The 12,718-nt window shown below is 54.1% G+C and carries 12 protein-coding genes; all 12 read left to right on the top strand.

Features of this window, described 5'->3' with window-relative positions:
* The first annotated feature begins 141 nt into the window (after positions 1 to 141).
* The 12 genes from tsf to lpxA all read left to right on the top strand — a co-directional run bounded on the left by tsf (position 142) and on the right by lpxA (position 12,718).
* Positions 142 to 999: a translation elongation factor Ts gene (tsf, locus tag CYR55_RS18060; protein WP_101817757.1), complete on the top strand. Its 858-nt coding sequence runs from the start codon at positions 142 to 144 to the stop codon at positions 997 to 999.
* A 147-nt stretch (positions 1,000 to 1,146) separates the two neighbouring features.
* The gene (gene pyrH / locus CYR55_RS18055) at positions 1,147 to 1,872 is read left to right on the top strand and encodes a UMP kinase (protein WP_072932486.1); all 726 of its coding nucleotides are present in this window, start codon (positions 1,147 to 1,149) and stop codon (positions 1,870 to 1,872) included.
* A 158-nt stretch (positions 1,873 to 2,030) separates the two neighbouring features.
* Positions 2,031 to 2,588, top strand: coding sequence for a ribosome recycling factor (frr, locus tag CYR55_RS18050; protein ID WP_101817756.1), 558 nt, complete (start codon positions 2,031 to 2,033; stop codon positions 2,586 to 2,588).
* A 154-nt stretch (positions 2,589 to 2,742) separates the two neighbouring features.
* The gene (gene ispC, locus CYR55_RS18045) at positions 2,743 to 3,939 is read left to right on the top strand and encodes a 1-deoxy-D-xylulose-5-phosphate reductoisomerase (protein ID WP_101817755.1); all 1,197 of its coding nucleotides are present in this window, start codon (positions 2,743 to 2,745) and stop codon (positions 3,937 to 3,939) included.
* A gap of 233 nt (positions 3,940 to 4,172) precedes the next feature.
* Positions 4,173 to 4,931, top strand: a complete 759-nt coding sequence (ispU, locus tag CYR55_RS18040; RefSeq protein ID WP_101817754.1) for a (2E,6E)-farnesyl-diphosphate-specific ditrans,polycis-undecaprenyl-diphosphate synthase — start codon at positions 4,173 to 4,175, stop codon at positions 4,929 to 4,931.
* A gap of 9 nt (positions 4,932 to 4,940) precedes the next feature.
* Complete coding sequence (gene cdsA, locus CYR55_RS18035) at positions 4,941 to 5,789, top strand: phosphatidate cytidylyltransferase (RefSeq protein ID WP_101817753.1); 849 nt, start codon at positions 4,941 to 4,943, stop codon at positions 5,787 to 5,789.
* 28 nt (positions 5,790 to 5,817) lie between these two features.
* Entirely contained in the window at positions 5,818 to 7,173 is a 1,356-nt protein-coding gene (gene rseP / locus CYR55_RS18030; RefSeq protein ID WP_101817752.1) for a sigma E protease regulator RseP, read from the top strand.
* A 35-nt stretch (positions 7,174 to 7,208) separates the two neighbouring features.
* Positions 7,209 to 9,632, top strand: coding sequence for an outer membrane protein assembly factor BamA (bamA, locus tag CYR55_RS18025; protein WP_101817751.1), 2,424 nt, complete (start codon positions 7,209 to 7,211; stop codon positions 9,630 to 9,632).
* A gap of 156 nt (positions 9,633 to 9,788) precedes the next feature.
* Positions 9,789 to 10,286, top strand: a complete 498-nt coding sequence (skp, locus tag CYR55_RS18020) for a molecular chaperone Skp (RefSeq protein ID WP_101817750.1) — start codon at positions 9,789 to 9,791, stop codon at positions 10,284 to 10,286.
* A 3-nt stretch (positions 10,287 to 10,289) separates the two neighbouring features.
* Positions 10,290 to 11,312, top strand: a complete 1,023-nt coding sequence (gene lpxD, locus CYR55_RS18015) for a UDP-3-O-(3-hydroxymyristoyl)glucosamine N-acyltransferase (RefSeq protein WP_101817749.1) — start codon at positions 10,290 to 10,292, stop codon at positions 11,310 to 11,312.
* Positions 11,313 to 11,470: 158 nt separating this feature from the next.
* Complete coding sequence (fabZ, locus tag CYR55_RS18010) at positions 11,471 to 11,926, top strand: 3-hydroxyacyl-ACP dehydratase FabZ (protein ID WP_072932463.1); 456 nt, start codon at positions 11,471 to 11,473, stop codon at positions 11,924 to 11,926.
* A gap of 3 nt (positions 11,927 to 11,929) precedes the next feature.
* Positions 11,930 to 12,718: an acyl-ACP--UDP-N-acetylglucosamine O-acyltransferase gene (lpxA, locus tag CYR55_RS18005; protein WP_101817748.1), complete on the top strand. Its 789-nt coding sequence runs from the start codon at positions 11,930 to 11,932 to the stop codon at positions 12,716 to 12,718.

Genomic DNA, 12,718 nt, shown 5'->3' with positions numbered 1-12,718 from the left:
TCACCACTGAGCCCTTATTAACCAGGTATTGAATATGGTTGGTTAGGGGGCCTTTTATAGGCCCCCTTTGCTTATCTTAAATGCGAGAACCGTCTCTGTGAGAGCCTCTCGCTCCCCCACGAGATAACCGAGGAAAATAGAATGGCTGATATTACCGCTTCCCTGGTAAAAGAACTGCGTGAACGTACCGGCGCAGGCATGATGGAATGTAAGAAAGCACTGGTTGAAGCTAACGGCGACATCGAGTTGGCTATCGACAACATGCGTAAATCCGGTCAGGCGAAAGCTGCTAAGAAAGCAGGCCGTGTGGCTGCTGAAGGCGTGATTCTGACCAAAGTGTCTGCAGACGGTAAATACGGCGTGATCGTTGAACTGAACTGCGAAACTGACTTCGTGGCTAAAGACGCCGGCTTCAAAGCCTTCGGTGATGACGTTATCGCCGCCGCGCTGGACGAAAAAATCAGCGACGTTGAAGTTCTGAAAGCGAAGTTCGAAGAGCAGCGTACTGCGCTGGTGGCTAAAATTGGTGAAAACATCAATATCCGTCGCCTGGCTGTACTGGAAGGTGACGTGCTGGGTACCTACCTGCACGGCGCGCGTATCGGCGTAATGGTTGCTGCAACCGGCGCTGACGAAGAGCTGGTGAAGCACGTAGCCATGCACATTGCTGCAAGCAAGCCGGAATACGTGAAATCCGAAGACGTCCCGGCGGACGTGGTTGCCCGTGAGCACCAGATCCAGCTGGACATCGCGATGCAGTCCGGTAAGCCGCGCGAAATCGCTGAGAAAATGGTTGAAGGCCGTATGCGTAAATTCACCGGTGAGATCTCTCTGACCGGCCAGAACTTCGTCATGGACCCGAACAAAACCGTTGGTCAACTGCTGAAAGAGCACAACGCTGACGTGATCAACTTCATCCGCTTTGAAGTGGGCGAAGGCATCGAGAAAGTCGAAACTGACTTCGCTGCTGAAGTTGCAGCCATGAGCAAGCAGTCTTAATGACGTTACGGGGCCGCCATCAGGCGGTTCCGTTTTATCCAGCCAGATTAATCCCAATGACATCCTGCCTTGTAGCGCTTGCAACAAAGTTGTGATGTGATACACAAAAAACCCCACTACTCTCACTGCTTCTTAGGACAGAACACCATGGCAACCAATGCAAAACCCGTATATCAGCGTATCCTGCTAAAGCTGAGTGGCGAAGCCCTGCAAGGCGCAGAAGGTTTTGGTATCGACGCTAGCGTTTTGGATCGTATGGCACAGGAAGTAAAGGAATTGGTCGAGCTGGGCATCCAGGTCGGTGTGGTCATTGGCGGGGGTAACTTGTTCCGCGGTGCGGGCCTGGCTCAGGCCGGCATGAACCGCGTAGTGGGCGATCACATGGGAATGCTGGCCACCGTGATGAACGGCCTGGCGATGCGTGATGCGCTGCACCGTGCCTATGTGAATGCCCGCCTGATGTCCGCGATTCCGTTGAACGGCGTTTGCGATAATTACAGCTGGGCCGAAGCTATCAGCCTGCTGCGCAATAACCGTGTGGTCATCTTCTCTGCCGGTACCGGCAACCCGTTCTTTACCACTGACTCTGCGGCCTGTCTGCGCGGTATCGAAATCGAAGCTGACGTGGTCTTGAAAGCGACGAAAGTGGATGGCGTTTACTCGGCTGACCCGGTGAAAACCCCGGATGCGACGCTGTACGAACAGCTCTCTTATGCCGATGTGCTGGAACGTGAACTGAAAGTGATGGACCTCGCCGCCTTTACCCTGGCGCGTGACCATAACCTGCCGATCCGCGTGTTCAACATGAACAAACCGGGTGCCCTGCGCCGTGTCGTGATGGGTGAAAAAGAAGGCACGCTGATCTGTAAATAACGGCGTACCATTAATTTTGATATCATGGGCGCACGCGGGAGCGGCATGCCGCCGGTGCTCCCCTGTTATCTTTAGCCAGTCTCGCTGCTGGTTTGAATATTTACCGACTATACTTCATGTAGAGTCTGCCAAGTAACCAGTTTTCAAGGGTTCGCAACGTGATTAACGAAATCAGAAAAGATGCTGAAACGCGTATGGAAAAATGCGTGGAAGTTTTCAAAACCCACATCAGTAAAATCCGTACCGGCCGTGCTTCTCCAAGCATTCTGGATGGCATTCAGGTGGAATACTACGGTTCCGCGACGCCGCTGCGTCAGCTGGCTAACGTCGTGGCTGAAGATTCACGCACCCTGGCGATCACCGTATTTGACCGCAGCCTCGGCCCGGCCGTTGAAAAAGCCATCATGTCCTCTGACCTCGGCCTGAACCCGTCTTCTGCGGGTGCGGTAATCCGTGTGCCGCTGCCGGCACTGACGGAAGAGCGTCGTAAAGATCTGATCAAAGTCGTGCGTAACGAAGCTGAACAGGGCCGCGTCTCTGTACGTAACGTGCGCCGTGATGCAAATGAAAAAGTGAAAGCTCTGCTGAAAGACAAAGAGATCAGTGAAGACGAAGAACGTCGTTCTCAGGATGATATCCAGAAAATGACCGATGTTTTCATTAAGAAAATCGATGTCTCTCTGACAGAGAAAGAAGCGGAATTGATGGAGTTTTAATTCCCGCTGTGAAATAAAGCGTCGCCCCGGCGGCGCTTTATTATTTTATAAGGTGATATTTCCGTTTGTCGCTGGAATCCCATAGACAACAGAGGTTGCAGGTTTCAGACTGGACGCCTTCCAATCATAATAAACAGTTATTCAGAGCATCCTCATGAAGCAACTGACCATTCTGGGTTCCACCGGGTCTATTGGCATCAGCACCCTGGCTGTTATTCGTGCCAATCCTCAGCAATTTACGGTTAAAGCCCTGGTTGCCGGGCATAATGTCGACGTCATGGCACAGCAGTGTGCTGAATTCCGGCCTGAGTATGCCGCGATGGCAGATGAACGCTCTGCGCAGCAGCTGCGCGTGCAGCTGGCTGAAATGGGCCTCAGGGTTGAGGTGATGGCCGGGCAGGACGCCGCCTGTACATTGGCTGCCCTGCCGGGCGTTGATCAGGTTATGGCGGCTATCGTCGGTGCTGCCGGCCTGTTGCCCACTCTGGCCGCTATCCGTGCCGGCAAGCAGGTACTGCTGGCCAATAAAGAGTCCCTGGTGACCTGTGGGCGCATATTCATGGACGCCGTGGCACAAAGCGGTGCCCAACTCCTGCCTATCGACAGCGAACACAACGCCATTTTTCAGAGTTTACCCGAGAGCATTCAGCGCTGCTTAGGGTATGCTTCCCTTGAAGATCATGGTGTCGCACGAATCATTTTAACCGGCTCTGGTGGCCCGTTCCGCGATACACCGCTGGCAGATTTCCCGGGCGTGACACCGGCCCAGGCCTGCGCGCATCCGAACTGGTCGATGGGCCGTAAAATTTCCGTCGATTCTGCCACCATGATGAATAAAGGACTGGAATATATTGAGGCCCGCTGGCTGTTCAACGCCTCCGCTGAACAGATGGAAGTGATCCTGCATCCGCAATCGGTGATCCACTCCATGGTGCGTTACCGTGACGGCAGCGTGCTGGCACAACTCGGCTCCCCTGATATGCGTACACCGATCGCCCATGCGATGGCCTACCCGCAACGGGTGGAAGCCGGGGTCACACCGCTGGACTTCTGCCGCATTGGTGCGCTGACCTTTATGGAACCTGATTATCAGCGCTACCCCTGTCTGAAGCTGGCCATTGATGCCTGTCATGCCGGGCAGGCGGCGACTACCGCCTTGAATGCAGCCAACGAAATTGCCGTCGCGGCATTTTTGGATAATGAGATCCGCTTCACTGACATTGCTGCGTTAAACCGTGATGTGCTTGATACACTGGCCCTGACAGAGCCACACAGCGTCGACGATGTACTGGAGATTGATCGCCGGGCGCGTGATGCCGCCTGCCGGCTTCTGAAAACGGCGATGTGCTGATCTATCTGTTTGCATTTACGGCAATTTGTCGGCGATAGGTGAAAATGGTATAGTCAGCGCCTCCCGGCATCTGTCATGAATATCAGTAAAAAGGATTTTCAGCGGCGCGCTGCGGCCGGCAGTGCGGGGGCTTTTTAGGGTAAGCCGTGCCTGTTCACGGCTTTTTTGCGCACACAGGGCCTTATGTTCCGGTAGCACTGTTGTATTTCTGATTGAGGAAATAAGTACGCGTTATGTCGTCCGCAAATCAACAAGGGGCTGACTTGCCCATCCCGGGACCACGCCACGTCGCCATCATCATGGATGGCAACGGCCGTTGGGCTAAACGTCAGGGAAAGTTACGGATCTTTGGTCATAAAGCAGGGGTGAAATCGGTGCGTCGCGCAGTGAGTTTCGCTGCTAACCGTCACCTTGATGCACTCACGCTTTATGCCTTCAGCAGTGAAAACTGGAATCGTCCCGCACAGGAAGTGACCGCGCTGATGGAGCTGTTCGTCAGAGCGCTGGACAGCGAAGTCAAAAGCCTGCATAAACATAACGTCCGCTTACGGGTTATTGGGGATACCAGCCGTTTCAGTGCCCGTCTGCAGGAGCGAATCCGCCGTTCTGAGGCACTGACTGCCGGCAATGATGGTCTCACGCTTAACATCGCTGCAAACTATGGCGGCCGCTGGGATATCATTCAGGGAATGAGAACTCTGGCGCGGCAGGTTCAGTCCGGTGAGCTTCAGCCAGACCAGATTACTGAGGAAGGGTTAAGCGAGCTGGTCTGCCTGCATGAGCAGTCACCGGTGGATTTGGTGATCCGGACGGGGGGAGAGCACCGTATCAGTAATTTTTTGCTGTGGCAGATTGCCTATGCTGAGCTTTACTTTACAGATGTCCTTTGGCCTGATTTTGATGAACATGTCTTTGAAGGTGCGCTGAATGCATTTGCACATCGCGAGCGCCGCTTCGGGGGAACAACACCTATCGGCGCCGATGCGTCCTAGGGAGAACTTTTGCTGAAGTATCGCCTCATCACTGCGTTTATTTTAATCCCGATCGTCATCGCTGCGCTGTTTCTGCTTCCGCCGGTTGGGTTCGCTATCGTTACCCTCGTCGTCTGCATGCTGGCAGCATGGGAGTGGGGCCAGCTGGCTGGGTTTACCTCCCGCAACCAGCGCGTCTGGCTGGCTATTCTGTGCGGGTTCCTGCTGGCACTCATGATGCTGACTATCCCGGCTTATCATCAGTCACTGCATATTCCGCAGGTGAGTTTGTCACTGTGGGCCTCGCTGATATGGTGGGCGGCGGCACTGGTGCTGGTGCTCTTCTATCCCCGCTCAGCCGGAGCATGGCGGCATTCAACACCCCTGCGGCTGCTGTTTGGCGTGCTGACTATTGTGCCGTTTTTCTGGGGCATGGTGTCACTGCGTCAATACGGGTATGAAGAGAACCATACGACCGGCGCCTGGTGGCTGTTATATGTGATGTTGCTGGTCTGGGGCGCGGATTCAGGGGCCTATATCTTCGGCAAACTGTTCGGAAAACATAAGCTTGCGCCTAAAGTGTCGCCGGGGAAAACCTGGCAGGGGCTGATTGGCGGGCTGGTCACGGCTGCGGTTATCGCCTGGGCATTTGGCCGGTATGCACCGCTGAGCATTCAGCCCATGACCCTGCTGGTGTGCTCTATTATCGCGACATTGGCCTCGGTACTGGGCGACCTGACGGAAAGCATGTTCAAACGTGAAGCCGGTATTAAAGACAGCGGCAGCCTTATTCCCGGTCACGGTGGGATCCTCGATCGGATTGACAGCCTGACGGCTGCCGTACCGGTTTTCGCCTGCCTGATGCTGTTGGTGTTTTAAGCCGTCTGAGACGGGGAGTTTAGGGAATATGATGAACATACTCTGGAGCCTGGCGGCGTTTATCGTTGCGCTGGGGGTGTTGATCACTGTGCATGAGTTCGGCCATTTCTGGGTCGCCCGTCGCTGTGGTGTGCGTGTTGAACGTTTCTCTATCGGTTTTGGCCGCGCGCTCTGGCGGCGTACTGACCGCCAGGGCACTGAATATGTTATCGCCCTGATCCCGCTTGGGGGCTACGTCAAAATGCTTGATGAGCGGGTAGAGGCTGTCCCCCCTGAACTACGTCACCAATCCTTCAATAACAAAACGGTCTGGCAGCGTGCTGCTATCATCAGTGCCGGGCCGGTTGCCAACTTTATTTTCGCTGTTTTTGCCTATTGGCTGGTGTTTATCATCGGCGTTCCCAGCCTGCGCCCGGTGGTGGGGGAGGTCGCCCCTGATTCGGTTGCGGCACACGCGGAAATTTCGCCGGGTATGGAACTTAAGTCACTTGGTGGCATCGAAACGCCTGATTGGGATTCAGTGCGTCTTGAGCTGATCGGCAAAATTGGTGATGCGCAAACCACGGTGGGTGTGGCGCCGTTTGGCTCCTCACATATCGTTGAGAAGTCACTGGATTTACGCCAGTGGCAGTTTGAGCCGGACAAGCAGGATCCCGTAGTGGCATTGGGCATTATGCCGCGTGGGCCGCAGATTGAACCGGTTCTGGCAGAAGTGCAGGCAGGTTCAGCCGCGGCAAAAGCGGGTTTGCAACCCGGTGACAGGATCGTTAAAGTCAATGGTCAGCTTTTGGGGCAGTGGCAGCGTTTTGTCACACTGGTACGTGATAACCCAGCCAAACCACTGGCTGTGGAGATTGAGCGGGCAGGTTCCCCCTTGTCTTTAACCCTGATTCCGGATACAAAGCCGGCAGGAAAAGCGGGGGTGGAAGGATTTGCCGGCGTGGTCCCGAAAATTATCCCGTTGCCTGATGAGTATAAAACAATCCGCCAGTATGGGCCGTTTACTGCCTTCTATGAAGCCGGGGATAAAACCTGGCAGCTTATGAAGCTGACGGTGGGTATGCTGGGCAAGTTGATTACCGGTGATGTGAAGCTGAATAACCTGAGTGGCCCGATTTCGATTGCACAGGGCGCAGGGATGTCAGCAGAGTTCGGGTTGGTCTACTACCTGATGTTCCTGGCGCTGATCAGCGTGAACCTCGGGATTATCAACCTGTTCCCACTGCCGGTACTGGATGGTGGACACCTGCTCTTCCTGGCGATTGAAAAGCTGAAGGGTGGGCCGGTTTCTGAGCGAGTACAAGACTTCAGCTATCGCATCGGCTCGGTATTGCTGGTGCTGTTAATGGGGCTTGCACTTTTCAATGATTTCTCCCGCCTCTGAGGTGGGGGATAGGTTAGGAAGAACGCATAACAACGATGGCGATGAAAAAGTTGCTCATAGCGTCGCTGCTGTTTGGCAGCGCCACCGTATACGGTGCAGACGGGTTCGTAGTGAAGGACATTCATTTCGAAGGCCTGCAACGAGTTGCCGTCGGTGCGGCGTTACTCAATATGCCGGTTCGCGTAGGCGATACGGTGAATGATGAAGATATCAGCAGCACCATCCGTGCCCTGTTTGCAACAGGGAACTTCGAGGATGTCCGTGTCCTGCGCGATGGTGATACCTTAATCGTACAAGTGAAAGAGCGCCCAACAATCGCCAGCATCACTTTCTCCGGTAATAAATCGGTGAAAGATGACATGCTCAAACAGAACCTGGAAGCCTCCGGCGTCCGCGTTGGTGAAGCGCTCGATCGCACCACTCTCTCCAGCATTGAGAAAGGCCTGGAGGATTTCTATTACAGCGTCGGCAAATACAGCGCTTCCGTGAAAGCGGTGGTCACGCCGTTGCCGCGTAACCGGGTTGACCTGAAACTGGTCTTCACGGAAGGCGTGTCAGCCAAAATTCAGCAGATTAACATTGTAGGCAACCATGCGTTCCCTACCGATGAACTCATCTCGCGCTTCCAGCTGCGTGATGAAGTGCCGTGGTGGAACCTGGTGGGTGACCGGAAATATCAGAAGCAGAAGCTGGCAGGGGATTTGGAAACCTTACGCAGTTTCTACCTCGACCGCGGTTATGCCCGTTTCAATATCGACTCGACTCAGGTCAGCCTGACGCCGGATAAGAAAGGGATCTATATCACCCTGAATATCACTGAAGGCGAGCAGTACAAGCTGTCTGGGGTTGATATCAACGGCAATATGGCCGGGCACTCTGCGGAAGTCACCAGCCTGACGAAAATAGAGCCGGGCGAGCTGTATAACGGCACCAAAGTGACCAAGATGGAAAACGACATCAAACAGATGTTGGGCCGTTATGGTTATGCCTACCCACGCGTGATTACCCAGCCTGAAATCAATGATGCGGATAAAACGGTAAAACTGCATATTGCCGTTGATGCCGGTAACCGCTTCTATGTGCGCCATATCCGTTTTGAAGGGAACGACACCAGCAAGGATTCCGTATTGCGCCGCGAAATGCGCCAGATGGAAGGGGCCTGGCTGGGTAACGACCAGGTTGATCAGGGCAAAGAGCGTCTTAACCGCCTTGGTTACTTTGAAACAGTGGATGTGGATACCCAACGCGTACCAGGTACTGCTGACCAGGTGGATGTAACGTACAAGGTGAAAGAGCGTAACACCGGTACCTTTAACTTTGGTATTGGTTACGGCACGGAAAGCGGCGTGAGTTTCCAGGTCGGCGTACAGCAGGATAACTGGCTGGGCACCGGGAACACTGTGGGCATTACCGGCACCAAAAACGATTACCAGACGTATGCGGAACTCTCACTGACCGACCCGTACTTTACAGTGGATGGGGTTAGCCTGGGCGGTCGTCTGTTCTATAACGACTTTAAAGCAGATGACGCCGATCTGTCCGATTATACCAACCGCAGCTACGGCCTCGGCACGACGCTGGGCTTCCCAATCAACGAGAATAACTCGCTGCGTCTGGGGCTGGATTACGTCCATAATGACCTGTCCGATATGGAACCTCAGGTCAGTATGTGGCGCTATCTGAACTCGGTGGGCGTTAATCCGGCTGTGACGGTGGGTGAAGATACCAACACCACCGATTACAGCGCCAATGACTTCATGCTGAACCTTGGCTGGACTTACAACAACCTTGACCGTGGCTACTTCCCGACATCCGGGACGCGCGCCAGCCTGAACGGTAAAGTCACGGTGCCGGGCTCAGACAATGAATACTACAAAATTACCTTCGACTCGACGTCCTATCTGCCGCTGAGCGAAAATCGCGAATGGGTGCTGATGGGTCGTGCCCGTGCCGGGTATGCCGACGGCCTGGGTGGTAAAGAAGTGCCGTTCTACGACAACTTCTATGCCGGTGGTTCAAGCACTGTACGTGGCTTCCAGTCCAACACCATTGGCCCGAAAGCAGCCTATTACCGTTGTAACAGCGGTAATACCAGCTATGCGGGTTGCCCGGTAGAGAACTCAGACGATGCAGTGGGCGGTAACGCCATGGCAGTACTGAGTGCCGAACTGATTGTGCCGACGCCGTTTATCAGTGAGAAATATGCTAACTCGGTACGTACCTCGCTGTTTGTGGACGGGGGTACGGTCTGGGATACCAACTGGGAAAACACCGCCGCGACTGACGCGGCCGGCGTTCCGGATTACAGTTCACCGGATAACTTCCGTGTGTCCTCCGGTATCGCGCTGCAGTGGATGTCTCCGCTGGGGCCGCTGGTCTTCTCCTATGCGCAGCCTATCAAGAAATATGATGGCGACAAGGCGGAGCAGTTCCAGTTTAATATCGGTAAAACATGGTAATGCACCCACTCGGGTGCCTATCCAGCAAGATCACGGCAACATCACGCGGCCGCTCTCTTTCCCAGGCGAGTCCTGGGAAAAGGCAGTGTGTTATGCTTGGTGGGTTGTGTAATTCAAGTGTCTCTGACACAAACGGGTGATGTTAAGGAGTTTATAGTGAAAAAGTGGTTGTGTGCCGCGAGCCTCGGTTTAGCAATGGCTGCTTCTGCAGGCGTTCAGGCTGCTGACAAAATTGCAGTGGTTAACGTTTCCAGCATTTTCCAGCAGCTTCCTGCGCGTGATGCAGTTGCCAAGCAACTGGAAAGCGAGTTCAAAAGCCGGGCGACTGAGTTGCAGGGTATGGAACGTGATCTGCAAACCCAGATGCAAAAGCTGCAGCGTGACGGCTCTACCATGAAAGCCAGCGAGCGCAGCAAGCTGGAAAAAAGCGTGATGGCACAGCGTGAAACCTTCTCCAGCAAAGCGCAGGCTTTTGAGCAGGATAACCGTCGCCGTCAGATGGAAGAGCGTAACAAGATCCTGAGCCGTATTCAGGATGCAGTGAAAAACGTTGCCAGCAAAGAAGGCTATGACGTGGTCATCGACGCTAACGCCGTGGCTTACGCCAATGCTGACAAAGACATTACGGCTGATGTGCTGAAACAGGTTAAATAATCCATGTCTTCAATTCGACTGGCTGATCTTGCACAGCAGTTGGATGCACACGTGCACGGTGATGGCAATCTTGCCATCACCGGCATTGCTTCTATGCATTCCGCAGGTTCTGAGCACATCACTTTCCTCTCCAACAGCCGCTACCGTGAACAACTCGCTGCCTGCCAGGCGGGCGCAGTGGTATTAACGGAAGCTGACCTGCCGTTCTGGCAGGGGGCCGCGCTGGTGGTTAAAAACCCCTACCTGACCTATGCACGTATGGCGCAACTGTTGGATACGACCCCGTCACCGGCTGAAGAGATTGCACCGAGTGCAGTGGTCTCCCCGCAGGCAAGCCTGGGGGCCAATGTCGCGATTGGCGCTAACGCGGTGATTGAATCGGGCGTTGTACTGGGCGACAACGTGGTGATCGGTGCGGGATGTTTCATCGGTAAAAATACCCGGATTGGCGCAGGCACCCGCCTGTGGGCCAATGTCACGGTTTACCACAATATCGAAATCGGCCAGCAATGCCTGATACAATCCGGCACGGTCATTGGCGCAGACGGTTTCGGTTATGCAAACGATCGTGGTAACTGGATCAAAATTCCTCAGCTCGGTACCGTGCAAATTGGTGACCGGGTAGAGATCGGCGCCTGCACCACCATTGACCGTGGCGCGCTGGACAATACAATTATCGGCAACGGTGTCATCATTGATAACCAATGTCAGATTGCGCATAACGTTGTGATTGGCGACAATACGGCGGTTGCGGGCGGTGTGATCATGGCCGGCAGCCTCAAAATCGGCCGTTATTGCCAGATTGGCGGCGCCAGTGTGATTAATGGTCACATGGAGATCTGCGACCAGGCGGTTGTCACCGGAATGGGAATGGTTATGCGACCAATCACTGAACCTGGGGTATACTCTTCGGGCATTCCGTTGCAGACCAATAAAGCGTGGCGCAAAACTGCCGCGCTGGTGATGAATATTGACGAAATAAACAAGCGCTTAAAAGCTGTTGAGCGTAAAGTCGGAAAAGACTAATCACCCTCCTTGCCCGCTAAACGGCGGGCAAGGGCGCAACGTGCAGCAGCATGTTGCATATACATACCCCTATTTGCGGCCTGCCTTATGCCCTCCTTTTGGGGGTTAAGCAGGCCGTGTTATTAATGCCATCAGTTTTTTAAGACAGGAAGAGTATTTTGACTACTGACACTCATACTCTGCATATTGAAGAGATTATGGATTTGCTTCCGCACCGCTATCCTTTTTTGCTGGTCGATCGCGTTCTGGATTTCGAGGAAGGTAAATTCCTTCGTGCAGTGAAAAACGTTTCAGTCAACGAACCGTTTTTCCAGGGCCATTTCCCTGGTAAGCCGATTTTCCCAGGTGTACTGATTCTTGAGGCCATGGCTCAGGCAACCGGTATTCTGGCCTTTAAAAGCGTTGGTAAACTCGAGCCGGGTGAACTGTACTACTTCGCTGCCATTGACGACGCCCGCTTTAAACGTCCAGTATTACCGGGTGACCAGATGATTCTGGAAGTTGAATTCATTAAAGAACGTCGTGGCGTAGCGCGTTTCAAAGGTGTCGCCAAAGTTGACGGTGAAGTGGCCTGTGAAGCTACAATGATGTGCGCCCGTCGTCGGGAGAGTTAATTCGTGACTGACAAAACCGCCTATATCCATCCCAGCGCTATTGTTGAAGAAGGTGCCGTTATCGGCGCCGGCGCACATATTGGTCCTTTCTGCTATATCGGCTCACAGGTAGAGATTGGCGAAGGGACGGTGCTGAAATCGCATGTTGTGGTCAACGGTGTGACGAAAATTGGCCGTGACAACACGATCTACCAGTTCGCCACCATTGGTGAGGTTAACCAGGATCTGAAGTACGCCGGGGAACCGACGCGTACGGAAATTGGCGATCGTAACAGCATCCGTGAAAGCGTCACCATTCACCGCGGCACCACCCAGGGCGGCAACCTGACGAAGATTGGCAGTGACAATCTGTTGATGGTAAATGCCCATGTGGCGCATGACTGCGTGATCGGTAACCGCTGCATTCTGGCCAATAACGCGACGTTGGGTGGCCACGTGCATATCGATGATTTCGCTATCATCGGCGGCATGACGGCGATTCACCAGTTCTGTGTGATTGGTGCGCATGTGATGGTAGGCGGGTGTTCCGGTGTGGCGCAGGATGTGCCGCCGTTTGTCATCGCGCAGGGCAACCATGCCACGCCGTTCGGCATCAATATCGAAGGGCTGAAGCGCCGCGGTTTTGAGAAAGAGTCGCTGCATGCTATCCGTAATGCTTACAAGGTGCTCTACCGCAGCGGTAAAACGCTGGAAGAGGCGCTGCCGGAAATTGCCGCCATTGCTGAGCAGCATCCGGCGGTAAAACCCTTCAGTGAGTTCTTTGCCCGTTCCAAGCGCGGCATTATTCGCTGA

Origin of the sequence: Chimaeribacter californicus (assembly GCF_002858675.1) — a bacterium.
In the GTDB taxonomy this organism is placed as follows: domain Bacteria; phylum Pseudomonadota; class Gammaproteobacteria; order Enterobacterales; family Enterobacteriaceae; genus Chimaeribacter; species Chimaeribacter californicus.
Note: the sequence above shows the minus strand (reverse complement) of the source record. Positions and strands in the feature narration are given on the sequence as shown.